At 63.2% G+C, this 24,399-nt stretch carries 16 protein-coding genes and 1 pseudogene; 11 read left to right on the forward strand and 6 right to left on the reverse strand.

Features of this window, described 5'->3' with window-relative positions; genetic code table 11:
* Positions 1-286 (forward strand): annotated as a pseudogene (locus J6524_RS28970) (IS4 family transposase); the annotation flags it as partial.
* A 49-nt stretch (positions 287-335) separates the two neighbouring features.
* Here J6524_RS28970 and J6524_RS28975 read toward each other — a convergent pair.
* Positions 336-1,610 carry an MFS transporter gene (locus J6524_RS28975; protein ID WP_225677011.1) on the reverse strand — a complete coding sequence of 425 codons (1,275 nt, stop codon included), beginning with the start codon at positions 1,608-1,610 and terminating at the stop codon, positions 336-338.
* A gap of 260 nt (positions 1,611-1,870) precedes the next feature.
* Here J6524_RS28975 and J6524_RS28980 point away from each other — a divergent pair, with 260 nt between their 5' ends.
* From J6524_RS28980 to J6524_RS28995, 4 genes are read left to right on the forward strand one after another with little or no spacing between them, the layout of a single operon-like run.
* Entirely contained in the window at positions 1,871-2,557 is a 687-nt protein-coding gene (locus J6524_RS28980) for an ABC transporter ATP-binding protein (protein WP_225677013.1), read from the forward strand.
* Entirely contained in the window at positions 2,554-5,013 is a 2,460-nt protein-coding gene (locus J6524_RS28985; protein WP_225677015.1) for an ABC transporter permease, read from the forward strand. Before J6524_RS28980 ends, J6524_RS28985 begins: the two co-directional genes overlap by 4 nt.
* Entirely contained in the window at positions 5,003-6,088 is a 1,086-nt protein-coding gene (locus tag J6524_RS28990) for a lipocalin-like domain-containing protein (RefSeq protein ID WP_225677017.1), read from the forward strand. The genes J6524_RS28985 and J6524_RS28990 overlap by 11 nt, the downstream gene beginning before the upstream one ends.
* Before the next feature lie 30 nt (positions 6,089-6,118).
* Positions 6,119-6,511, forward strand: a complete 393-nt coding sequence (locus J6524_RS28995; protein ID WP_225677019.1) for an MAPEG family protein — start codon at positions 6,119-6,121, stop codon at positions 6,509-6,511.
* Positions 6,512-6,658: 147 nt separating this feature from the next.
* Here the strand turns inward: J6524_RS28995 and J6524_RS29000 are convergent, their stop codons facing one another.
* From J6524_RS29000 to J6524_RS29010, 3 genes are all read right to left on the reverse strand, one after another.
* A complete protein-coding gene (locus tag J6524_RS29000) occupies positions 6,659-7,852 on the reverse strand; it encodes an ABC transporter substrate-binding protein (protein WP_225677021.1) in 1,194 nt (397 codons plus the stop codon).
* A gap of 241 nt (positions 7,853-8,093) precedes the next feature.
* Entirely contained in the window at positions 8,094-11,249 is a 3,156-nt protein-coding gene (locus tag J6524_RS29005; protein ID WP_225677023.1) for an efflux RND transporter permease subunit, read from the reverse strand.
* On the reverse strand, positions 11,246-12,421 hold the full coding sequence (locus J6524_RS29010; protein WP_225677253.1) for an efflux RND transporter periplasmic adaptor subunit: 1,176 nt from the start codon (positions 12,419-12,421) through the stop codon (positions 11,246-11,248). Before J6524_RS29010 ends, J6524_RS29005 begins: the two co-directional genes overlap by 4 nt.
* Before the next feature lie 796 nt (positions 12,422-13,217).
* On the opposite strand from J6524_RS29010, the gene J6524_RS29015 reads away from it, so the two are divergent.
* From J6524_RS29015 to J6524_RS29040, 6 genes are all read left to right on the forward strand, one after another.
* On the forward strand, positions 13,218-14,768 hold the full coding sequence (locus tag J6524_RS29015) for an AMP-binding protein (RefSeq protein WP_225677025.1): 1,551 nt from the start codon (positions 13,218-13,220) through the stop codon (positions 14,766-14,768).
* 263 nt (positions 14,769-15,031) lie between these two features.
* Entirely contained in the window at positions 15,032-16,627 is a 1,596-nt protein-coding gene (locus tag J6524_RS29020) for an ABC transporter substrate-binding protein (protein WP_225677027.1), read from the forward strand.
* A 42-nt stretch (positions 16,628-16,669) separates the two neighbouring features.
* The gene (locus J6524_RS29025; RefSeq protein ID WP_225677029.1) at positions 16,670-17,617 is read left to right on the forward strand and encodes an ABC transporter permease; all 948 of its coding nucleotides are present in this window, start codon (positions 16,670-16,672) and stop codon (positions 17,615-17,617) included.
* On the forward strand, positions 17,607-18,515 hold the full coding sequence (locus tag J6524_RS29030) for an ABC transporter permease (RefSeq protein WP_249789672.1): 909 nt from the start codon (positions 17,607-17,609) through the stop codon (positions 18,513-18,515). The genes J6524_RS29025 and J6524_RS29030 overlap by 11 nt, the downstream gene beginning before the upstream one ends.
* Positions 18,515-19,528 carry an ABC transporter ATP-binding protein gene (locus J6524_RS29035; protein WP_225677034.1) on the forward strand — a complete coding sequence of 338 codons (1,014 nt, stop codon included), beginning with the start codon at positions 18,515-18,517 and terminating at the stop codon, positions 19,526-19,528. Before J6524_RS29030 ends, J6524_RS29035 begins: the two co-directional genes overlap by 1 nt.
* Positions 19,525-20,526 (forward strand): ABC transporter ATP-binding protein, encoded by a 1,002-nt coding sequence (locus J6524_RS29040; RefSeq protein WP_225677036.1) that lies wholly within the window; start codon positions 19,525-19,527, stop codon positions 20,524-20,526. The genes J6524_RS29035 and J6524_RS29040 overlap by 4 nt, the downstream gene beginning before the upstream one ends.
* Before the next feature lie 206 nt (positions 20,527-20,732).
* On the opposite strand, the gene J6524_RS29045 is transcribed toward J6524_RS29040, so the two are convergent.
* Together J6524_RS29045 and J6524_RS29050 are read right to left on the reverse strand one after the other, a co-directional pair.
* The gene (locus tag J6524_RS29045; RefSeq protein ID WP_225677038.1) at positions 20,733-22,709 is read right to left on the reverse strand and encodes an acetyl/propionyl/methylcrotonyl-CoA carboxylase subunit alpha; all 1,977 of its coding nucleotides are present in this window, start codon (positions 22,707-22,709) and stop codon (positions 20,733-20,735) included.
* Positions 22,706-24,322 (reverse strand): acyl-CoA carboxylase subunit beta, encoded by a 1,617-nt coding sequence (locus J6524_RS29050; RefSeq protein WP_225677040.1) that lies wholly within the window; start codon positions 24,320-24,322, stop codon positions 22,706-22,708. Before J6524_RS29050 ends, J6524_RS29045 begins: the two co-directional genes overlap by 4 nt.
* Between the last annotated feature and the right edge of the window lie 77 nt (positions 24,323-24,399).

Consider the following 24,399-nt stretch of genomic DNA (forward strand, 5'->3'; position numbering starts at 1 on the left):
ACTTGTTCAGGCTCGCGACGGACGCAGCGCTGAACCTGCCAGCAACGCGTTCAACCAAGAGCAGATCAAGTTACTCGCCGCGCTTGCCACCAAATACGAAGGCAGGACCAAACTCCAAAGCAATCCCCATCGCCCGCAAACCTTGGCCTGGGCCTCATGGATCATTGCTCGCCTCGGCGGATGGGATGGATACCCTCGCACCAAACCCGGCCCCATCACCATGAGGCATGGCCTCCAATACTTCTTGGGCGTAGCTTCCGCCTGGGAAACCCTCAAAGACGTGTGAATCAGCTAGTGCTTTCGCAGGGACGACGAGAGAGCTGTTGCTCCCGCCCTCACGCGAACTTCGGCTGCGCCGCGGCCTGAGCCATCAACCGCCTGCGTTCGCTATTCGGCCAGAGCAAGAGCAGCCCGAGCAGGCCCGACGCCGCCATGATTACCGCATTGATGGTAAATCCGGTCATGTAGCCGTCGAGCGGCACCGCCGCATTCTGAATCACGGCGCCCATCACGAACGGCGCGATCATGCCCGCCAGCGTATAGATCGCGCCATAGATCGCGATCACGGCGCCGCGCTGCTGGACTGGCGTGAACTCGCCGAGCATCGGCGGGCACACCACATAGATCGAGCCGCACAGCCCGGAGCCGACCACGAGAAACGCGATCTGCCATCCCGCGCCGTTGACATAGGGCAGCATGGCAAGGATCGCGCCGCCGACGATCAAGGGCACCGAGCCGAGCACGCCGCGCGCGCCGCGCGTGGTGTAACCGCGCGTCAGCATCACCTGCGAAATCCAGCCGGTCAGTAGCACGATGGCCGCGCCGAAGACCCAAGGCAGAACCGAAATCCAGCCCGCATCCGATTGCGAGAAGCCGAGCCCCTTGACAATGAAAGGCGTGAACCAGGTGAGACCGAGCGAGAGCGCCCAATAGGCGCCGAAGGTGGCGGCGACGCAGCCGATGAAGGTTCGTGAGGTCAGAAGCTGCAAATACGGAACACGTGGATCGGCTGATGCCGTCGTAACGGTGTGAACGAGCGGCCCTTCCTTGCCCATCACGAGCCACGCTGCGACCCACATCAGGCCGACGACGCCGAGCGCGCCGAAGGCGTAGTGCCAGCTATGATTGACGATGATCCAGTTGAGCGCCGGCACCGCGAGGATCACGCCGAACGCTGATCCCTGCGAGAGAATGGCTGTTGGTAGCGTGCGCTTCTCGTCGGGAAACCATTTATAGACGGCATGCGCCGCCACTGCGAAGGCCGGCCCCTCGCCGGCGCCGAGGATGATGCGGCAGATCACCAGCGTCGCAAAGCCGACGGTGCCGACCATCGGAAACTGCGCCACCGACCAGATCACCGCCATCGCAAGCAGCACCCAGCGGGTGTCGACGCGGTTGACGATGAAGCCGACGACGATCGCCGAGATCGAAAACAGGAAGAAGAATGAGGAGCCGAGGAAGCCGAATTGCTCCGGTGACAGCTTCAATTCGTCCATGATCGGCGCGCCGGCGAGACCGACCACGATCTTGTCGGCGAAGTTCACCAGCATGAACAGAAACAGCAAGAAGGTGATGGTCCAGGCGCCTTTCGGCGTCGGTTGCGCGGTCATGGCTGGCTTCCCCGTTTTCTCTTTGCTGGCTCTATAAGATCGGCCGGTTCCAATGCTACAAGGGGGTTTGCAGGCAAGGCAACGGGGATTTTGCAGCAAGGCTTCCTCCGCGACTGCCGGCTGCTACGAGATGCACGCCACAATCGGATCACGATCACGTCGCCGCGCGATTGAGACCGTGATCCCGATCGTTCGTCCTGATATGTTGCATGCCACCTTGATCAGGGGATTTTCATGGTCAGATCAGTCCATCGTCGCGCATGACCAAAGACAGTCCCAGTGTGACCGGCCCGGTGCTTTACGTGACCGGCCTGAAGAAGAGCTACCGCACAGCCGGCGAAGAGGTCGCGGTGTTGCGCGGGGTGAACCTGACGGTGTCGGCCGGCGAGAGCGTCGCGCTGACGGGAGAATCCGGCAGCGGCAAGAGCACGCTGTTGCATCTCATCGCCGGCCTCGACGCGGCCGATGGCGGCGAGATCAGGCTGGCGGATGCGGAGGTCTCAGAGCTCAGCGATGCCGAGCGAGCGGAAATGCGCCGCGACCGGCTCGGCCTCGTGTTTCAGCAATTCAACCTGATCCCAAGCCTAACGGTGGAAGACAACCTCGCCTTCCAGTCACGCATTGCCGGCCGTCACGACGCAGCCTGGCACAGCGAACTGGTCGAACGGCTCGGGCTTGGCCGTCTCCTGAAGCGCTATCCCGAACAATTGTCCGGCGGCCAGCAGCAGCGCGTCGCCATCGGCCGCGCCTTGGCCATCAAACCACTGCTGCTGCTCGCGGACGAGCCGACTGGCAATCTCGACGAGGACACTGCGGACGAGGTACTGGCGCTGGCGCGTGATCTGGTGGCGCGAAGCGGCTGCGGCTTCCTGATGGTGACCCACAGCGCCAGGCTGGCTGCTACCCTCGACCGCCAGGTCAACCTCCATGCCGGGGTGATCGCGTGAAGCGCGCGCTGTGGACGCTGGCGGTGTTACTGAGCCATTGGCGACGGCATCCAATGCAGCTCGCGACCCTGCTGATCGGGCTGATCTCGGCAACCGCCCTGTGGAGCGGCGTGCAGGCACTCAATCAGCAGGCACGCATCTCCTATGACCGCGCCGCCGCCACCTTTGGCGGCACGCGCACCGCCATGCTGGTCGCAAGCAGCGGCGTAACCTTCCCGCAAAAACTCTTCGTCGATTTGCGCCGCGCCGGCTGGCCGGTCTCGCCGGTACTCGAGGGTCGGATCCAGATCGAAGGACGATCGTTGCGGCTGATGGGTATCGAGCCGGTGACGCTTCCAGCGGAAGTCGGCAATGCGCCGACGATCGGCAAAGCCAGTTTGCAATCCTTCATGACGCCGCCGGGCGAAATGCTGGTCGCGCCGGAAACGCTTGCCGATCTCAAGCTCGCCGAGGGCGCGCGGCCCGAGGCCAGCGGCACGTTGCTGCCGCCGCTTCGCATCCAGCCGAACCTCGTGCCCGGCGTGCTGGTTGTCGATATCGGCATCGCGCAGAGCCTCCTGAAAATGCCGGATCAACTCTCGCGCCTCCTGATCGGCAAAGCGGCGGGCAAGCGCGCACCGCTCGAAAACGTAACCGGCGACAAGCTTCGCCTGGTCGAACCGGATGCGGAGACCGATCTCGAACGCCTCACCAACAGTTTTCACCTGAACCTGACCGCATTCGGGCTGCTGTCCTTCTTTGTCGGCCTGTTCATCGTCAATTCGGCGATCGGGCTCGCCTTCGAACAGCGCCTGCCCGTGCTGCGCACCTTACGCGCCTGCGGCGTCTCGGCGCGGATGCTGAACGTGGTGCTTGTGCTCGAACTCGTGACGCTGGCGCTGGCGGCGGGACTGATCGGCCTCGTCTGCGGCTATTTCATCGCCGGCGCGTTGCTACCCGACGTCGCAGCGTCCTTGCGCGGACTCTATGGTGCGCAGATTCCAGGCCAGCTGACGCTCAAGCCGCAATGGTGGTTCGCCGGCATCGCCATCAGCATCCTTGGGGCACTTGCCGCAGCGGCCACCAGTCTCACCAAGGCGCTGCGACTGCCGCTGCTTGCCACAGCCCAGCCCTTCGCCTGGCAACAGGCGCAGCGGCGCTGGCTGACGTATCAGAGTGCGCTGGCGCTCGCGGCATTCGCAGGCGCCGGCGGCTTCTTGTGGTTCGGCGATTCCCTGCTGTCCGGGTTTGCGGTATTGGCGGCACTGATGCTCGGTGCCGCATTGATCCTGCCGATGGTTCTGGAGGTCGCGCTGTCGATTGGCCAGCGCTATGCACAGCAGCCGCTCGGTGTCTGGTTCTGGGCCGACAGCCGCCAGCAACTTTCCGGGCTGTCGCTTGCCTTGATGGCGCTGTTGCTCGCGCTCGCCGTCAATGTCGGCGTCTCCACCATGGTCGAGAGTTTTTCCCGCACTTTCCTGGTCTGGCTCGACGGGCGGCTGGCGGCGGATGTCTATGTCAATGCCGCCAACGACGATCAGGCGCACGAGATCAAGTCGTGGCTGCGTGAGCGCCCCGAGGTCGAGGCGATCCTGCCGGGCGGCCGTGCGGATACGCAACTGGCCGGCGCGCCGATCGAGGTATTGGGCCTGCCCGATCACGCCACCTATCGCGACAACTGGCCGCTCCTGCAATCGGCCGACAATGCCTGGACCAAGCTTCGTCCCGGCAACGCCGCCCTCGTCAGCGAACAACTGGCGCGGCGCCTGCAACTATCCGTCGGCGACCGCATTGACGTGCCCGCCTCGGGCGGCAACTGGACGCTCGACGTGGTCGGCATCTATGCCGACTACGGCAACCCCAAGGGCCAGATCGCGGTGAACTTCGCCGCGCTGACGCGGCGCTTCCCGGAAATACCGCTGACGCGCATGGGACTGCGGGTTGCTCCGGCAAACATCCCGGCGTTGATCTCGGCGCTGAAGGAAAAGTTTGGTCTCGACGATCGCAATGTTGCCGATCAGGCGACGATGAAGGCGGAATCGACGCGGATATTCAATCGCACTTTTTCAGTGACCGCCGCGCTGAATACCTTCACGCTGGCTGTCGCCGGTATCGCACTGTTGACGAGCTTGCTCACGCTGGCCAACTCCCGCCTGCCACAACTGGCGCCGCTATGGGCGATCGGCATCACGCGGCGGCAGCTGGCGGTGATCGAACTTCTCAAGACCATGTCGGTCGCGCTGATCACCACCATCTTCGCACTGCCCCTCGGCCTGCTCGTCGCGTGGTGTCTGCTCGCTATCGTCAACGTCAAGGCATTCGGCTGGCGGCTGCCGTTTCACCTCTTTCCGCTGCAATTGCTGTGGCTCACCGGCGTCGCGATGGCGGCTGCGCTTGCCGCCTCTGCGCTTCCCGTCATCAGGCTGGCGAGGATGCAGCCGGCCAGCCTGATCAGGATCTTTGCGAATGAACGCTAGCGGTCGCATCACGCGCCGCGGCTTCGTCGGCGGCGCGCTCCTCGCGGGCTTTGGCGGCGAAGCGCTCGCGCAGGGTTTTGCCGGGCTTGGCGAAAGCGCAGAAGGGTTTGCGCCGGTCGTGCCGGGCCGCACATTTGCTTTCCCCGCCGACCATGGGCCACATCCGGAATTCCGCATCGAGTGGTGGTACGTGACGGCCAATCTCAGTGATGCTAGTGGCAATGCCTACGGCACTCAATGGACACTGTTTCGCCAGGCGATTGCACCGGGCGGACCGCAGGATGGCTGGGCCAACCAGCAGATCTGGATGGGCCATGCCGCCGTCACCCGCGCCGATACCCATCGATTCAGCCAAGTCTTCGCGCGCGGCGGCGTCGGCCAGGCCGGCGTCGAGGCGAAGCCGTTTCATGCCTGGATCGATGCCTGGGAGATGCGCGGACTCGATCCGGCGAGTGACGAAAATATCGCGCCGCTGGAGCTGAAAGCATCAGGCGCCGATTTCAGCTACACGCTGCGCCTCGGCGCGCTGCGTCCGCTGGTGCTGCAGGGCGACGGCGGATATAGCCGCAAATCGCTGCGCGAGCAGGCCTCCTATTACTACAGCCAGCCGCATTACTCGGCGACGGGCATCCTCACCATCGACGACAAGCCTGTCGACGTCACCGGAATGGCCTGGCTCGATCGCGAGTGGAGCAGCCAGCCGCTGGCGTCAGATCAAAGCGGGTGGGATTGGCTCTCGCTGCATTTTACCACCGGCGACAAATTGATGCTGTACCGGATGCGCCAGACCGACGGTCAGCACTACGGCTCCGGCAAGTGGATCACGCCCGATGGCAAGGCTGAACAACTTGCCTCCGGCGACATCACGATGACGCCGCTGGTCTTCACGGAGATCGAGAAACGAAAGATCCCGACGACGTGGCGGATCGCCGTGCCGAAGATGGCACTGTCGATCGAATGCACGCCGCTCAATGCCCGAAGCTGGATGGGCACGAGCTTTCCCTATTGGGAAGGCCCGATCCGCTTTGCCGGCAGCCACACGGGGGTCGGCTATTTGGAAATGACCGGCTATTAAGCCACCGCATGAAGTCGGGGGAATTCTGCCATGTATCACTTCACCGCGCTCGTCACCTTGCTTGCGATCCTGGGCTATTTCTATTCTTCCATTCTGGTGTCGCGGGCGCGCGGCAAATTCGGCGTCAAACTGCCGGCGATTTCGGGCAATGCGGATTTTGAACGCGTGTTCCGCGCGCAGATGAATACGCTGGAATGGCTGCCGATCTTCTTGCCGTCGCTGTGGCTGTTCGCGATCTATGTCAGTGACGGTATCGCGGCGGCGATCGGGCTGGTCTGGGTGATCGGGCGCATTCTCTATGTGCTCGGCTATGCCAAGGCGGTCGCGAAACGCAGCCTCGGGTTTGCGATCCAGGCGTCGGCGACGATCGCGCTGTGGGTCGGAGCTCTCGGCGCGATCGTGTGGCGGATGGTACAGGCGTGACAGTCCGCGCGACTGCCCGTTCCCCGGATGCAGCGCAGCGCCCCTTGCGGTGCGCTGCTATTCCGGGGTCCATGGGACGGTGGGCCCCGGCTCTGCGGTGCATCGTCGAAGCGACGCTGCACCGCGTCCGGGGCACGATAATCAGAATCACTTCACCAGCGGACAGCCCGAATCCTTCGCCGCCGGGAACGCCTTGTCGCCGGGCACCACCGCGAGCTGCTTATAATAATCCCACGGCTTCTTCGATTCCGACGGCTTCTTGACCTCAAACAGATAGAGGTCGTGCACCATGCGGCCGTTCTCCAGCACCTTGCCGCCTTGCGCGAAGTCGTCGTCCACCGGAAGCTCCTTCAGCTTCTTGGCGACCGCCTCGGTATCCTTGGTGCCGGCGGCCTTGACCGCCTTGAGATATTGCAGCGTCGCCGAATAGGTGCCGGCCTGGATCATGTTCGGCATGCGACCGGTGCGCTTGAAGAATTTTTCGGCGAGATTGCGGCTCTTGGGGTCGCGGTCCCAGTAGTAGCCTTCCGTGAGCACCAGACCCTGCGCCGCATTGAGCCCGAGGCCGTGCACTTCGGCGAGCGTCAGCAACAGGCCGGCGAGCTTCTGACCGCTCCTGACGATGCCGAATTCGGCCGCCTGCTTGATCGAGTTCGTGGTGTCGAGGCCGGCATTAGCGAGGCCGATGATCTTGGCTTTCGAACTCTGCGCCTGCAGCAGGAATGAAGAGAAGTCCGACGAATTGAGGGGGATGCGAACTGCACCCAGCACCTTGCCGCCCTTCGCCTTGACGAAATCGCCAGTGTCCTTTTCCAGCGCGTGGCCGAAGGCGTAGTCCGCGGTCATGAAGAACCAGCTGTCACCGCCGGATTCCACCAGTGCACCTCCGGTACCGTAGGCAAGCGCATGTGTGTCGTAGGCCCAGTGAAATCCGTAAGGCTGGCAGGCATCGCCGGTGAGGCGCGAGGTCGCTGCGCCTACCACGATGTCGATCTTCTTCATCTGCTTGGAGAGATCGTGAATGGCGAGCGCAACGGAGGAGGTCGTCAGCTCGGTGATCATGTCGACGCCTTCGACCTCATACCAACGCCGCGCTATGGCGGTGGCGAGATCCGCCTTGTTCTGGTGATCGGCGGAGATGATCTCGATCTTGTGGCCAAGCACCTCGCCACCGAAATCCTCGATCGCCATCTTGGCCGCCTCGAACGACCATTTGCCGCCGTAATCAGCGTAGACGCCGGACTGATCGTTCAAAATGCCGATCTTGACGCCCTGTGCCGAAGCCGGCGCGGCAAGCAAAACACCACTCACCGCAACGGCGGCTAACAATCCCGACTTCATTTTTTTCTCCCGGAATTTTTTGTCAGAGGTACCTGGCAACACTATTCAATAACCCCAGTACTGCCCATCCATTTCGGATCAGCCAAAAGTATTGGGAACTCTTGGAAGGCGCGGCACACAGTCATTCCGTGGCGCGACGAAGTCGCGAACCCGCACACCATCTCACAACGAGTTATGCATCCATTCCGGGCCTGCGACCTTACGGCGCATCCCGGAATGACATTACGAGTGAAATCCGCACCTATGCCGTAACCGGCTTCTTGTCTTTCCTGCCTTCGGCGAGATTGCGCACGATGACGTAGAAGATCGGCGTGAAGATCAGGCCGAACAGCGTCACGCCGAGCATGCCGAAGAACACGGCTACGCCCACTGCCTGACGCATCTCCGACCCCGAGCCGGTCGAGATCACCAGCGGCAGCACGCCGAGGATGAAGGCAAACGACGTCATCAGGATCGGCCGCAGCCGCAACCGGCAAGCTTCTATCACGGCGTCCAGGCGCGCCTTTCCTTCCAACTCGATATCGCGCGCGAACTCGACGATGAGGATGGCGTTCTTGGCCGCAAGCCCCACCAGCACCACGAAGCCGATCTGGGTCAGGATGTTGACGTCCTGCCCCATGATGCGCACACCGACCGTGGCAGCGAGCAGACACATCGGTACGATCAGGATGACCGCAAACGGCAGGCTCCACGAGCCATATTGCGCTGCCAGCACGAGATACACGAACAGCACGCAGATCGGGAACACGAGGAGGCCGGCCTGGCCGCCGGTCACTTGCTGATAGGACAAATCCGTCCACTCAAAGGCGAAGCCGCTCGGCAGCGTCTCGTCGGCGAGCTTCTTCATTATGTCGATCGCGGTAGCCGAGCTGGTCCCCGGCAGCGTCTCGCCCTGCAATTCGGAAGCCGGATAGAGATTATAGCGCGCAACGCGGTCGGGGCCTGAGATGTCCTTGAAGTCCACGACGCTGCCCAGCATCACCATGTCGCCGGCGGCGTTGCGGGTGCGCAGCCGCGAAAGATCGGCAGGCTCTTTCCGGAACGGCAGGTCGGCCTGCGCGGTGACGCGATAGGTTCGTCCGAACAGATTGAAGTCGTTGACGTAGGTCGAGCCGAAATAGGTCTGGATCGCGTCGGTAATGTTCGCAATCGGCACGCCAAGCTTCTGCGCCTTGACGCGGTCGATATCGACGAACAGTTGCGGCGTGTTGGCGGTGAACGTCGAGAACACCTGGGTCAATCCGGGCGCCTTGCGCGCGGCCCCGGCCAGTTCGTCGGTCGCCGCCGCCAGCATTTCGGAACCGCGGCCCTGGCGGTCCTGGATGCGCATGGCGAAGCCGCCGCCGGTGCCGATGCCGGGCACTGCAGGCGGCGGAATAACGATGATGGACGCGCCCTGGAGGCTCGCGAGCCGCTTGCGCAGCTCACCGGCAATGACGTTGGCGGACAGCCCCTTCTTGTGACGGACTTCCGGGTCTTCGAACACGGGAAACAGCGCCGCGGCATTGCTCGCTTGCGTCCGGGTTGCACCCGAGAAACCTGCAAAGGCTGCGACTTGGCGGATGCCGGGCGTATCGAGCGCAATCTTTTCGATCTCCCTCACGACCTCGGTCGTCCGCGCCAGCGAGGCCGCGCCCGGCAACTGCACGGAGATGATGACGTAGCCGCGATCCTGCGCCGGGATGAAGCCTTGCGGCGTGGTGACGAGCAGCCATCCTGCGCTGCCGATCAGCGCGACGTACACCAGCAACATCACCACCGAATGCCGAATCACGAAATCGGCGGCACGGGCGTAGCCATGCGAGAGCCGGTCGAAGCCGCGATTGAAGACACCCGTGAAGGCGTCCCAGCCGCGTGCGATGAAATTCCACCTCGCCGCCGGCCGCTTATCCTCATGCGGCTGCAGGATCAGGGACGCCAGCGCCGGCGATAGCGTCAGCGAGCAGAAGCAGGAGATCGCGGTCGCGACTGCAATGGTGACGGCGAACTGCTGGAAGAACTGTCCGGAGATGCCGCCGAGAAATGCTGTCGGCACGAACACCGCGCACAACACAAGCGCAATCGACACCAGCGCGCTGCCGACCTCTTGCATGGTGCGGAGGGCAGCGTCGCGCCTGTTCATGCCGTGCTCGAGATGGCGCTCGACATTCTCGACCACCACGATCGCGTCGTCGACCACAATGCCGACCGCGAGCACGAGACCGAACAGGGTCAAATTGTTGATCGAGAATCCAAGCGCCGCCATCACCGCGAAGGTGCCGACCAACGACACGGGGATCGCCAGGATGGGAATGATGGCCGGGCGCCAACCTTGCAGGAACACCAGCACCACGATCACGACCAGCGCCATCGCTTCGTAGATCGTCTTGATCAACTCGCTGACGGACTGCGCGATGAATTCGGTCGGGTTGTAGCCGATATTGTAGTCGAGCCCTTTCGGAAAGCTCGCCTTCAACTTTTCCATCGTGTCCGAAATGTTCTTGGCGGTCGCCAGCGCGTTCGAACCCGGCCGCTGGGTGACCAACATGGCCACGGCGGATTTCCGGAGCATGAAGCTGTTGGTCGCATAGGCCAGCGCGCCGAGCTCGATCCGAGCGACATCGCGCAGCCTCACCGTGCGCCCGTCGGCGCCGGCCTTGACCACGATCTCCTCGAACTGCTTGGGATCCTTGAGCCGGCCGGTGAAAGTGAGGTTGGGTGAAAAGGCACGGTCGGCGATCGGTGGTTCCGCGATCTGGCCGCCCGCAATCTGCACGTTCTGCGACCGGATCGCCGCCACCACCTCGCCCGCCGTCAGTCCCAGCGTGGAGAGCTTGTCGGGATCGAGCCACATCCGCATCGAATAGTCTCGCGCGCCGAACATCTGGATATCGCCGACACCGTCGAGCCGGAGCAACTGGTCGCGGACCTGCAGCAGTGCGTAGTTCGAGATGTAGAGCTGGTCGAACGTGTCGTCCGGCGACAGCATGAACACGACCATCAGGATGTCGGGACTGTTCTTGCGGGTGACGACGCCGTTGCGCTGCACCTCCTCAGGAAGGCGCGGCTGCGCGATCGCGACGCGGTTCTGCACCAGCACCTGAGCCTTGTCGAGATCGGTGCCGAGCTTGAACGTGACTGTGATCGTCAACTGCCCGTTCGAGGTCGCCTGGCTGTAAAGGTACAGCATGTCCTCGACGCCGTTGATCTCCTGCTCGATCGGAGCCGCAACCGTATCGGAAACGGTCTGCGCGGAGGCGCCCGGATACTGCGTGGTGACCGTCACCGTCGGCGGCACCACCTGCGGATATTCCGAGACCGGCAATGCCATGTAGGCGATCGCGCCGACAATCAGCAGCACGATCGACAGCACCATCGCCAGGATGGGCTGGTTGATGGAAAGCCGACCCAGATTCATGTCTTGTCACCGGCCGGCTTGATATCGGCCGCATGCGGCGTGACATTGGCCCCCACCCGCGCCCGCTGCAGGCCGTCGATGATGACGCGGTCCTCGGCCTTTATTCCTTCGCGGATCACGCGCAGGCCTTCATCGAGCGGCCCAAGGGTCACCGGCCTCGCCTCGACCGTGTTGTCATCCTTGACGACGAAAACGATCTTGCGCGACTGATCGGTTGCAATCGCCGTGTCGGGCAGCAGTAGCGCCTCATAAGGCGCACTGCCGATGATCCGAACGCGGCCGAACTGACCGGGCAGAATAGACAGGTCCTTGTTTGGCACGACCGCGCGGCTGCGTAGCGTCCCGGTCGAGGCATCCAGACGATTGTCGAGGAAATTCATCGTGCCCTCATGCGAGGGCTTGGTTTCGCCGGTCAGCGTCACCTGGACCGGGTTCGGTGTATCGCGCGAGCTTGGCCGCTTGCCTTCGAACCAGAGCCGGCTGTTGCGCAGGTATGTCGCCTCGTCGACATCGAAATAGATGTAGATCGGATCGAGCGAGACGATCGTTGTGAGCAGCGTGGCGCCGCCCTCGCTGCCCTGCACGAGATTGCCCGGCGTGACCAGGTGGCGGCTGACACGGCCGGTGATCGGCGCCATCACATGAGTGAACTCGATGTTGAGCTTGGCGGCCTTGAGCGCGCCTTCGGCCTGCATCTCGGCGGCGCGGGCGGCCTGCAAGGTCTGGCGGCGCTGGTCGACGATGGAATCGGACACGGCCTGGGTCTGATTCAATGTCAGCGCACGGTCGAGTTCGCGCCTGGCAAGCTCCGCCCTTGCGCGCGCATCGGATAGCTGGCCATCCGCCTGCTCGGCGATCGCCTCGAAGGGCCGGGCGTCGATCACATAAAGGAGGTCGCCGGCGCGGACGATGGCGCCGTCGCGGAATTCCACTGATGTCACGAACCCGCCGACGCGCGCGCGGACCTGGACTTCCTGAACTGCCTCGAACCGTCCGGTGAATTCATCCCAGTCGGTGACGGTGCGTTTCACGGGCTGCGCGACCGTGACCGTCGGCGGCGCCGCGGCCGCCGGTTGTTGCGGCGGCTTGTCGCCGCAAGCGGACAGCGCCAACGCGACCAGCGGCGCCAACAAATTGAGGCGAAGCGAGCGAAAATCGACCGATACCGGCATAGTCGAATGCTTCATTTGCTCAGTGGCGGTCAAACCCCATCTCCCCTGCACTTTCGAATTCCTGATGGATGAAAGCCGCCATGGAACCTTGGCGGAGGACACAGATGTGATCAGTCCGCAGTGTCGTCAAGAACCGGCGAGGATCAAGCACAATCGTTATGCATCGGCAGTCCTAACGCACTGCGCACACTATTTCTGCAGCGCGACAAGAGCGGTCTCGTCGCAACGAGCCTTCAGCTAATCGTTAGCTGATGACGAAAACGTGACCGCTCAGGCGCCCGGTTGCCACGCATCGTGCCTGGGGCGGACCGTCCGGTATCCGACGGGTCCCCGGCGTGGCCCGTTGGGTCGCGGATAATGTGGAGCTTCTGCGGCTAACCGACCGCGATGACCGGTCTTGTCGTTTCGACCCATCATCTTCGGGCATGACGTCGCGAATTTCCTCCGCTAACCTTGTCGTCAAGGCTGGCAACACAGCCGATGTCCGGGGAGGACGAGGGTGCATAGAGGGCGTGTCGCATTCGGCGCCGTGGATGAGGTTGTGTTCGGACGGCCGGCATCCGAGGCGATCGTCGGGCAATGGGACTGGCTCGGCGCGAGACACGCCTTCCTCATGGTCAGCGGCACGCTCAACCGACAAGCCGGTATCATCGAGAACATCCCGCCGCGCGCTGGGCGCGCGATGCGTCGATACTTCGGCGCAACCCCCACCGCACACTGCGCACAACCGCCAGCGAACAGCTCCGGGCCGCGAACGCCGATCTGGACATAGCCGTGTAAGGAGACCACAGCAAACATGTATACCGGCAAGCATGTGCACCTTCGTCCGCTTCAGCCCGCCTTCATCATGGCATCAACCGGGGAGACGGTGACCTATCGCGAGCTGGAAGCCCGCAGCAACCGGCTGGCCCATCTGTTTCGCAGGCGCGGCCTGAAGCGGCTCGATCACTATTCGATCTTCATGGAGAACAACAGCCGCTATCTCGAAGCCTGCGGCGCCGGTGAACGGAGCGGACTCTATTATACCTGCGTGAACTCCTACCTGACCGCGGGCGAGCTCGCCTACATCCTGACCAACAGCCAGTCGCGCATCCTCATCACATCAAGGGAAAAACTCGATGTCGCGCGCGAGGCGTTGAAGGAATGCCCGCAGGTGGAGCTTTGCATCGTCGCCGATGGCGACGGCGAAACCGACCGCATCGTTGGCCTGCAAGAAGTAACTGCTGATATGCCGCACACTCCGATATCAGATGAATGCGTCGGCACCGCGATGCTCTATTCCTCCGGCACCACCGGCCGGCCGAAGGGGATTCTGCGCCCATTGCCGGAACTCCCGGCGGATCAGCAATTGCCGCTTTTCGATTTCCTGGTGAAGATCTGGCAGTACCGCGAGGGCATGATCTATTTGTCGCCGGCGCCGCTCTATCACTCGGCGCCGCAGGCCGCCGTCAACCTCACAATCAAGATGGGCGGCACCGCCATCATCATGGAACGCTTCGATCCGGAAAAATATCTGGAGCTGGTTCAGAAATGGGGCGTCACCCACACACAGCTTGTGCCCACGATGTTCTCACGCATGCTGAAATTACCTGAGGAGGTGCGCAAGCGCTACGATCTTTCGTCGCTTGAAATCGCGATCCATGCCGCCGCGCCTTGCCCTGCCGCTGTGAAGGACGACATCATCAAATGGTGGGGGCCGATCATCCACGAATATTACGGCGCCACCGAAGGGCTCGGCTTCACCGCCTGCAACAGCGAGGAATGGCTGGCGCATCGCGGCACCGTCGGCCGGGTGCTGCTCGGCGACCTGCACATACTCGATGAGAACATGCAGCCTTGCCCGGTCGGCACGGCGGGCACGGTGTGGTTCAAGACCGCCACGCCGTTCGAATATTTCAACGATCCGGCCAAGACCGCGGAGGCCCGTTCACCCGATGGCACCATGAGCACGGTGGGCGACGTCGGCTATGTCGACGAGGACGGCTATCTCTATCTGACCGATCGCGCGACCTTCATGATCATCTCCGGCGGCGTCAATATCTACCCGCAGGAGTGCGAGAATCTCCTTATCACTCATCCCAAGATCGCGGATGCGGCGGTATTCGGCGTGCCCAATCCCGATCTCGGCGAGGAAGTAAAGGCGGTGGTGCAGCCGATGCCCGGCGTTTCGCCGGGGCAGGAATTGGCCGACGAACTGATTGCCTTCTGCAGCCAGTCGCTGTCGCGCCAGAAGGTGCCGCGCTCGATTGACTTCGAGGCGGAATTGCCGCGGCTGCCAACCGGCAAGCTCTACAAGCGCCTGTTGCGCGACCGCTATTGGGGCAACAAGACGTCTCGGATCGTTTGAGAATGCCATCATGTGAGGCGATGCCACCATGTGAGATGGTGGGATCAGACTCGCTGCTTGGTGCGGTGCATCATCACGTGGGGGCGTTTCGGCACGAGTGGCGACGCAGAGAATATCCGACGCAGGGCGCTAGTTCCGCCGCGCGGATTTCGATTAGTTCGAATTGCCGATCCTCGCATTGGCTTGGCCGGTTGCCCGAACGCCACGCCATGGTATCGTCGATACCAATCGGGCCAGTTGAGACCGAAAAAGGGGAGGAGATCATGCGGAGCGTTCATGCGCTTGCCGCCGCAGCGTTGTTGTTGCTGCCGGCTTACGACCTTGCTTCTGCCGGCGAGCCGAAACAGGGCGGCATCCTCAGGATGTATCACCGCGACAGTCCAGGCAGCGCCTCGATCCATGAAGGCGCGACCTACTCGATCAACATCCCCTTCATGCCTGTCTTCAACAACCTCGTCATGTTCAAGCAGGACGTGCCGCAGAATAGTGTCGAATCGATCGTGCCCGACCTCGCCGAGAGCTGGGCCTGGAGCGGCGACAACAAGAAGCTGACCTTCAAACTCCGGCAGGGCGTCAAATGGCACGATGGCAAGCCGTTCACCTCGGCCGACGTCAAATGCACGTTCGACATGCTGATGGGCAAGTCGCAGCAGAAGTTCCGCCAAAACCCACGAAAGTCCTGGTACGATCAGGTCAGCGAAGTAACCGTGAATGGCGATTATGAGGCTTCGTTCGCGCTGAAGCGGCCGCAGCCGGCCCTGCTCTCGTTACTCGCTTCCGGTTACACGCCGGTCTATCCTTGCCACGTCTCGCCGGCCGAGATGCGCACCAAGCCGATCGGCACCGGGCCGTTCAAATTCGTCGAGTTCAAGGCCAACGAATCGATCAAACTGACCAAGAATCCCGATTACTGGAAGAAAGGCCTGCCGCACCTCGACGGCATCGAATTCACCATCATTCCTAACCGCTCGACCGCCATACTCGGATTTGTCTCCAACAAGTTCGATATGACCTTCCCGACCGAAGTGTCGATCCCGCTGCTCAAGGAGGTCAAGTCGCAGGCGCCGAACGCGGTCTGCGTGGTCGAGCCGATCAACGTCTCGACCAACATCATCGTCAATTCGTCCTCCCCGCCCTTCGACAGTCTCGACATCAGACGCGCGCTGGCGCTGGCGCTGGACCGCCAGGCGTTCATCCAGATCATGTTCGAGGGACAGGCCGATGTCGGCGGCACCATGCTGCCGGCGCCCGGCGGCCTGTGGGCGATGCCCAAGGAAATGCTGGAATCGATCCCCGGCTACGGTCCCGACGTCAACGCCAACCGGGAGGAGGCGCGCAAACTGATGCAGAAGGCCGGCTATGGCCCGGACAAGCGCCTCGCCGTCAAGATCTCCACCCGCAACATTCCGATTTACCGCGATCCGGCCGTCATCCTGATCGATCAGTTGAAGAGTATCTATATCGACGGCGAACTCGACGTCGTCGATACCGCCCAGTGGTTCCCGAAAGTCGCGCGCAAGGATTACTCGCTCGGCCTCAATCTTACCGGCAACGCGGTCGACGATCCCGACCAGTCGTTCTACGAGAACTATTCCTGCGGCTCGGAGCGCAACTACACCAACTACTGCAACAAGGAGATCGAAAAGCTGTTCGACCAGCAATCCGCCGAGACCGACAAGGAGAAGCGGAAGAAGCTGGTCTGGGAGATCGACAAGAAGCTGCAGGAGGACGTAGCGCGGCCGATCATCTTCCACGGCCGCGCCGGGACGTGCTGGCATCCTTACGTCAAGGGTGTCACCGTGATGGTGAACAGCTCCTATAACGGCTATCGTTACGAGGACGTCTGGATGGACAAGTAACCTCGCGCCGAGAGAAGCCGATGGGTCAGGGAGAGTAGCCGGGTGTTTGCTTATATCGTGCGACGCCTCGCCTTGATGCTCGTGACCCTGTTCGGGATCTCGATCATCATCTTCGTGCTGCTGCGCGTCGTTCCCGGCAACATCGTCGACATCCTGTTCGACGCCGCCGGCTTCGTCGATCCGACCGACAAGGCCAACCTGGAAAAGGAGTTGGGCCTCGACCTGCCGATCTACCAGCAATATCTGAGCTGGATCGGTGGGCTGCTGCACGGCGATCTCGGTTATTCCTACGTGTCGGAAAAGCCCGCGCTGCAGGAAATTTTGCCGCGGATTCCGATCACAGCGAAGCTCGCAGGCCTCGCGCTATTGTTCTCCACCTCTATCGGCATTCCCTTAGGGGTGCTAAGCGCGGTGCATCAGGGCTCGCGGCTTGACTATACGCTGCGCGTCGTCAGCCTGAGCGGCCTCTCGCTACCATCCTTCTGGCTCGGGCTCCTGGTGCTGATGGCGGCGGTCTCCCTGTTCGGCCACATGCCGATTTACAATCCAAACCCGGCGACCTGGATCGAGGCCTTCGCGATCTACGCCGTGCCGGCGATGGCGGTCGGTTTTCGCAGCGCCGCGCTGACCATGCGCATCACGCGTTCCTCCATGCTGGAAATCCTGCGGCAGGACTTTATCCGCACCGCGCGCGCCAAAGGCGCCTCGGAAGCATCGGTGAATTACCGTCACGCGCTGAAGAACGCCATTCTTCCGGTCATCACGGTGATCGGCATCGAGGCGGCGTTCTTGATCGGCGGGCTGATCGTTACCGAAACCGTGTTCAACATCCCCGGCGTCGCTCGCTTCCTGGTCGAGGCGCTACGCTGGCGCGACTACCCGATCGTCCAAAATCTTGTGATGCTGATCGCCGTGGTCGTGGTGGTCACCAATTTCACCGTCGACATGCTTTACGCCGCGATCGACCCGCGCATCCGCTATGGAGACTAGCCGCGTGACGACGATCAACTTCGATAGCGAATTAAGACGGGCCGGTGCGCATTCGACGCATGGCTGGCGCCGCCTGGTATTTCTGGCGCAGCGCTATCTGCTCGGCACGGTCGGCCTTGTCATCATGGTGCTGTTCGTCTTGATGGCAATCTCGGCCGACCTGATCTGCCGCTACGACCCGCTCAGCGTCGATTCCGCTCAGCGGCTGGCGGCGCCCAGCGCGGCACACTGGATGGGCACCGATTCGTTCGGGCGCGACGTCTGGAGCCGGATCGTGCACGGCGCGCGGATCTCGCTCGCTGTCGGTCTCGGCGCCACCGCGCTGGGGTCTACGCTCGGCGTCATCGTCGGCCTCGTATCGGGCTATCTGTCCGGCTGGGTCGATCTGCTGTTCCAGCGCATCACCGACATCTTGCAGGCGCTGCCCTTGCTGGTGTTGGCGCTGGTGATGACGGCGGCACTGGGTCCGTCGCTGCCGAACGTGATCATCGCCATCGCGATCCCGCTGATCCCGACAGTTGCCCGCGTGATTCGAGCCAACACGCTGGCGCTGCGCGAATTGCCCTTCGTCGAAGCCGCCAAATCGATCGGCATGAGCGAGACTCGCATCGCGCTGCGTCACGTGTTGCCCAACACGCTGGCGCCCCTGATCGTGCTGGCGACTGCGCAGCTCGGCTCCACCATTCTCACCGAAGCTTCGCTGTCGTTTCTCGGGCTCGGCATTCCCGAGCCCTATCCGTCCTGGGGACGCATGCTGTCGGAATCGGCGGCGGAATATGTCCGCACTGCGCCGTGGCTGGTGATTTTCCCGGGCGTTGCCATCAGCCTTGCCGTGTTCGGCACCAATCTGTTCGGCGACGCGCTGCGCGACATCCTCGACCCGAGGCAGCGCGGCTGATGACTGAGGCAAAGGCGGCAGACACGGTTCTCGACGTAAAGAACCTGCAGACGGTGTTCTTCACCAATTCGGGACTGTTCCGCGCGGTCGACGACGTTTCGTTCAGCGTCCGCCGCGGCGAGACGCTGGCGATCGTCGGTGAATCCGGCTGCGGCAAGAGCGTGACCGCGCTCTCGGTGATGCGGCTGGTGCCGGACCCGCCGGGCCGGGTGGTCGGCGGTTCGGTGACGTTGGAAGGAAAGGATCTGCTCAGCCTTGACGAAGCCGAGATGCGCAACATCTGCGGCAATCGGATCTCGATGATCTTTCAGGAGCCGATGACCTCGCTTAATCCGGTGATGCGGATCGGCGACCAAATCACCGAAGTGCTCCGCCTGCACCAGGAGATGACCGCAAAGGAAGCCTGGGCGAAGGCTGTGGAGATGCTGCGGCTGGTCCGGATTCCGGAGCCGCAGCGCCGCGCGCATGAATATCCGCATCAGCTTTCCGGCGGCATGCGCCAGCGCGCGATGATTGCGATGGCGCTCGCGTGCCGGCCGGCGCTTTTGATCGCGGACGAGCCGACCACCGCGCTCGACGTGACGATCCAGGCGCAGATCCTGGCGCTGATCGTCGATTTGCAGAAGACGCTCGGCACCGGCTTGATCCTGATCACCCACGACCTCGGCGTCGTCGCGCAGACCGCGCAGCGCGTCATCGTGATGTATGCCGGAAAGAAAGTCGAGGAAGCGACGGTAGAGGATCTGTTCGAAAATCCGAAGCACCCCTATACGCGCGGGTTGATGGCCTCGATGCCGGCGGTGATTTCATTCGGCGCAAAGACCGATGCGCGGCTCAACGAAATTCCCGGCATGGTGCCGTCGCTGACCAACCTGCCGCCGGGCTGCGCCTTTGCGCCGCGCTGCAGCCTCGCCATGGATCGCTGCCGGGCAGAATACCCGCCGCTGCAGGAAACAGGCGCCGATCATTTCGCGGCATGCTGGCGGGTAGCGGAAATGGGGGCCGCGCCATGACCGATCAACGCCCCCTGCTTGAAGTCACCGACCTCGTCAAGCACTACGCCGTGCGCGGCGGCATTTTGCGTCGGCGCGTTGGCACCGTGCATGCCGTCGACGGCGTCAGCTTCTCCGTCGGCAAGGGCGAGACGCTTGGCCTCGTCGGCGAATCCGGGTGCGGCAAATCGACGGTCGCGCGTAGCGTGTTGCGGCTGGTCGAGCCGTCCAGCGGCGCCATCAAGCTCAACGGCACCGACATCACCGGCCTGAGCAAGGCCGACATGCGGCCTCATCGGCGCTCGATGCAGATCGTGTTCCAGGACCCGTTTGCCTCGCTCAATCCGCGCATGACCGCGGGCGATATCGTCGGCGAGCCGCTTGGCGTGCACGGAATCGCGACCGGACGCGCGCAGCAGGACCGCGTCGCCGAACTGTTCGCGCAAGTTGGGCTCCGCCCCGACCAGATGAAGAACTATCCGCACCAGTTCTCCGGCGGACAGCGGCAGCGCATTTGCATCGCACGCGCGCTGTCGCTCGGGCCGAGCCTGATCGTGTGTGACGAGCCGGTCTCCGCACTCGACGTCTCGATCCAGGCGCAGGTGATCAATCTCCTGATCGACCTGCAGCGCAAGAATGATTTTTCCTACCTGTTCATTGCCCACGATCTCGCCGTGGTCGCCCATATCAGCCACCGCGTCGCTGTGATGTATCTCGGGCGCATTGTCGAGATTGCCGACAAGAGCGAATTGTTCGCCAACCCGCGCCACCCCTATACGCAAGCGCTGCTGGCCTCGGTTCCCGTCGCCGATCCCAAGGCCAAGCGTCTGGCGCCGATGATCGACGGCGACGTCCCGAGCCCGATCAATCCGCCCTCAGGGTGCGCCTTCCATACCCGCTGCCGCTATGCCATGGACCGTTGCAAGGTGGAGCGGCCGGCGCTGGTGGCGGCCGGCGAAGGACATCAGGTGGCGTGCTGGCTGAATGATGGCACGGGGCGGGCGCCGGAGGACCTGTAGGGTGGGCAAAGCGAAGCGTGCCCACCATTTCACGCACGGCAAGAATGGTGGGCACGTCGCTGCGCTCCTTTGCCCACCCTACGCAGCTACGCGGCCGACGCCGTATTCCGCTGTCATTGCGAGCGCAGCGAAGCAATCCATGCCTCTGCACGGGGATAGATGGATTGCTTCGTCGCTCGCGCTCCTCGCAATGACGGTGGAGGACGTCACGCCGCCGCAATCTCCACGACGATCCTGCCCGTGGTCACCTGCTCGCCCTCGGCGACGTCGATCGCCAACACCGTGCCGGCGACGCCTGCCGTATGCACATGCTCCATCTTCATCGCCTCCAGCGTCATCACCGGCTGGCCGGCGGTGACCTCCTCACCCGGCTTGACCAGCAGCGCTACCACGCGCCCGTTCATCGCCGCGCGCACCTTGCCGTCGCCGCCGCCGGCCGCAGCCGAAGCCGGCGCGGCCAGCGTCAGGTCGCGGACGGCGATCGTGACGCCGCGATGCAGGATGTACAGCTGATCGCTATCGCGCAGGAATATTGCCGAGACCATCAGGCCGTCGGTGCGGAAGCGGATCGTATCGTGACCCAGCTCGTCGATTTCGAAACGAAACTCGCTGCCATCGACGGCGGCGACGTAGCCGCCATCGCGGTTTCGAACGACATCTACCTCTTTTACCCCATGCCCGAGATCGATCCGCATCGTCAGCGGAAACGTCGCGGCCAGGCTGCGTCCGCTGCGCCAGGGTGGCGCATGCGGATTGGTGACATAGAGCAGCAAGGCGGCCAACGCGGCATCCGCGTTACCGTCAGCGCGCGGTGCCAGCAGTTCATCCCGGTGATTGCCGATGAAAGAAGTCGTCGCCTCGCCTCTGGCGAATGCGGGATGGCGCAGGCAGGAGATCAGAAATCCCTGATTGGTGGTGACGCCGAAGGCTGCCGTCTGCTCCAGGGCGCAGATCAGTCGCCCGCGCGCCTCGTTGCGATCGGCGCCATGGCTGATGACCTTGGCGATCATGGAATCATAGAACGGGGGAATCTCGGAGCCGGATTGCAGCGCATGCTCGACGCGGATGCCCTCGGGCATCTGCCACAGCGCCATCCGCCCCGACTGCGGCATGAAATCATGGTCGGCGTCCTCCGAGCACAGCCGCACCTCGATGGCGTGACCGGAGAATTTTATATCGTCCTGCGTGAGCCAGAGCGGTTCGCCAGCAGCGATGCGCAACTGCAATTCAACCAGGTCGAGGCCGGTGATTGCTTCGGTTACGGGATGCTCGACCTGCAGCCGCGTATTCATTTCCATGAAATAGAACTCGCCGCTCTCGTCGAGCAGGAATTCCAGCGTGCCGGCGCCTTCATATCCAATCGCCTTGACCGCAGCGACTGCAACGGCGCCCATCCGCGCCCGCAATTCCGGCGTCACCTTCGGCGACGGCGCTTCCTCGATCAGCTTCTGATGCCGGCGCTGCACCGAACAATCGCGCTCGCCGAGATGAATGGCGTTGCCATAGCGATCGCCGAATACCTGGATCTCGATGTGGCGGGGATCGACGATGGCGCGCTCCAGGATCACGGTCGGATCGCCGAATGCGCCCTGCGCCTCGGACCGCGCACTGCGCAGCGCATCCGGAAATGCCGCGGCGTCCTCAACCAGCCGCATCCCGCGCCCGCCACCGCCGGCGACCGCTTTGATCATGACGGGGAAGCCGATCTTTCTGGCTTCCGCCAGCATCACGGCGTCGCTCTGGTCCGCGCCCTGATAGCCAGGCACGACAGGCACGCCGGCCCTTTGCATGATGTCCTTGGCGCCGGCCTTGTTGCCCATCGCGCGGATCGCTTCCGGCGATGGGCCGATGAACACCAGTCCGGCATCGCGGCAGGCTCGCGCAAAATCCTCGTTCTCGGCGAGGAAGCCATAGCCCGGATGCACGGCGCTGGCGCCGCTCGCCTTGGCGGCCGCGATGATTGCATCGATCCGCAAGTACGACTGCGCCGGCAGCGCCTCGCCGATTCTTACCGCCTGATCCGCCCCGCGGACATGCAGCGCATCGCGGTCAGCGTCCGAGTATACAGCGACCACGCCATAGCCGAGCCGCCGCGCAGTGCGCATGATGCGCAGCGCGATCTCGCCGCGGTTGGCGACCAGGATCTTGAAGAACGGCGTCCGCTTCACTGTTGCACCGCTCATGGCCGGGCGACCGAGAATTGCATGCGCTGCGGAGACCGCGCATCGCCCTCGCGGCAGATCGCCAGCACTTCGGCCAGCACGCTGCGGGTATCGCGCGGATCAATCACGCCATCGTCAAGCACGCGCGCGCTGGTCGAGAACACATCCATCTGGCTGTCGAACACGCCGGTGATCTCTGCCTTCATTGCCTCCAGCTTTTCCTTCTCGATCGGCTTGCCGCGCCGCGCCGCGGCCGCTTCAGTTACGATCGCCATGGTTTCGGCCGCTTGCTCGCCGCCCATCACGGCAGTCTTGGCGTTCGGCCATGAGAAGCAGAAGCGCGGATGGAAGCCGCGCCCGCACATGCCATAATTGCCGGCGCCGAAGGAGGCGCCGCAGTAGATCGTGATCTGCGGTACCGTCGCCGACGTCACGGCCTGGATCATCTTGGAGCCGTGCTTGATCATGCCGGCCTCTTCGTAGGCCTTGCCGACCATGTAGCCGGTGGTGTTGTTCATATAGAGAATCGGAGTGCGCGACTGGCAGCAGGCCTGAATGAAGTGCGTCGCCTTGTTGGCGCCGGGCACATCAAGCGGGCCGTTATTGGTGATGATGCCGATCGCCTGCCCCTCGATGCGAGCATGGCCGCAAACGGTGGCGGGGCCGTAATTCGCGCCGAATTCGGTGAAGTCGGAATCGTCGACAAAGCGCGCGATGGCCTGCCGCATGTCGACCGGACGCTTGTGATCCATCGGCATGATGCCGAGCAGTTCCTCGGCATCGTAGCGGGGTGGCTTGAAGGATGCTGGCGCAGGCTTCGGCCGGTCCCACTCCAGATTGGCCATGATGTCGCGCGCGATGCGGAGCGCGTCGCGATCGTCTTCGGCCAGATAATCGCCGAGGCCCGAGATGGTAGTATGCATCTCGGCGCCGCCGAGCTCCTCCTCCGTCGCGATCTCTCCCGTTGCCGCCTTCAGCAGCGGCGGACCGGCCAGGAATGCGCGGGTGCGGCCGCGAACCATCACAATGTAATCGGACAGCCCGGTCTGGTACGCGCCGCCTGCGGTCGACGATCCATGCGTCACGGTCACGACAGGAAGCCCGGCCGCCGACAGCCGCGCCAAATTGCGAAAAATATTGCCGCCGCGAATGAAGTCTTCGACGCGGTAGCGCAAGAGGTTGGCGCCAGCGCTTTCGACCAGCTGGACGTAAGGCAGCTTATTCTCCAGCGCGAGCTCCTGCACGCGCAACGTCTTGTCGAGACCGTAGGGCTGCAGCGCGCCGGCGTCGATGCCTGCATCATTGGCGCTCACCATGCAGCGGATGCCGGAGACGAAGCCGATGCCTGCGATCACGCCGCCGCCGGGCACGCTCTTCTCGGCATCCGGCACGTCGAACATGTAGCCGGCGAGCGTCGACAGCTCGATGAAGGGCGAGCCAGGATCGAGCACCAGCGCTACGCGCTCACGCGGCAATAATTGCCCGCGCTTGTGGAAGCGGTCCTTGGCCGCGGCCGATGCGGCGCGCGCGCGCTCTTCCAGCGCCCGCATCCGCGCGATCAGCGCCAGCATGCCGTCGCGATTGGCCTTGAAGGCGGCGCTGGAGGGAACGATGGTGGACTCGATCGTCGCCATGGATCAACCTGCTCCGTCTTTCCGAAATGCGCCGGTAGCCTGACGCACTGTCATTGCGAGGAGCAAAGCGACGAAGC

The sequence above is a fragment of the Bradyrhizobium hereditatis genome (assembly GCF_020329435.1).
Classification (GTDB): Bacteria; Pseudomonadota; Alphaproteobacteria; order Rhizobiales; family Xanthobacteraceae; genus Bradyrhizobium; species Bradyrhizobium hereditatis.

What these genes read in the sequence shown, in the direction of transcription:
- J6524_RS28980 (WP_225677013.1), top strand. Translation starts at nt 1,871, where the DNA reads ATGACCAAAGACAGTCCCAGTGTGACCGGCCCGGTGCTTTACGTGACC.
- J6524_RS28995 (WP_225677019.1), top strand. Translation starts at nt 6,119, where the DNA reads ATGTATCACTTCACCGCGCTCGTCACCTTGCTTGCGATCCTGGGCTAT.
- J6524_RS29040 (WP_225677036.1), top strand. Translation starts at nt 19,525, where the DNA reads ATGACCGATCAACGCCCCCTGCTTGAAGTCACCGACCTCGTCAAGCAC.
- J6524_RS29035 (WP_225677034.1), top strand. Translation starts at nt 18,515, where the DNA reads ATGACTGAGGCAAAGGCGGCAGACACGGTTCTCGACGTAAAGAACCTG.
- J6524_RS29030 (WP_249789672.1), top strand. Translation starts at nt 17,607, where the DNA reads ATGGAGACTAGCCGCGTGACGACGATCAACTTCGATAGCGAATTAAGA.
- J6524_RS28990 (WP_225677017.1), top strand. Translation starts at nt 5,003, where the DNA reads ATGAACGCTAGCGGTCGCATCACGCGCCGCGGCTTCGTCGGCGGCGCG.
- J6524_RS28975 (WP_225677011.1), bottom strand. Translation starts at nt 1,610, where the DNA reads ATGACCGCGCAACCGACGCCGAAAGGCGCCTGGACCATCACCTTCTTG.
- J6524_RS29015 (WP_225677025.1), top strand. Translation starts at nt 13,218, where the DNA reads ATGTATACCGGCAAGCATGTGCACCTTCGTCCGCTTCAGCCCGCCTTC.
- J6524_RS29000 (WP_225677021.1), bottom strand. Translation starts at nt 7,852, where the DNA reads ATGAAGTCGGGATTGTTAGCCGCCGTTGCGGTGAGTGGTGTTTTGCTT.
- J6524_RS29005 (WP_225677023.1), bottom strand. Translation starts at nt 11,249, where the DNA reads ATGAATCTGGGTCGGCTTTCCATCAACCAGCCCATCCTGGCGATGGTG.
- J6524_RS29050 (WP_225677040.1), bottom strand. Translation starts at nt 24,322, where the DNA reads ATGGCGACGATCGAGTCCACCATCGTTCCCTCCAGCGCCGCCTTCAAG.
- J6524_RS29020 (WP_225677027.1), top strand. Translation starts at nt 15,032, where the DNA reads ATGCGGAGCGTTCATGCGCTTGCCGCCGCAGCGTTGTTGTTGCTGCCG.
- J6524_RS29045 (WP_225677038.1), bottom strand. Translation starts at nt 22,709, where the DNA reads ATGAGCGGTGCAACAGTGAAGCGGACGCCGTTCTTCAAGATCCTGGTC.
- J6524_RS29010 (WP_225677253.1), bottom strand. Translation starts at nt 12,421, where the DNA reads ATGCCGGTATCGGTCGATTTTCGCTCGCTTCGCCTCAATTTGTTGGCG.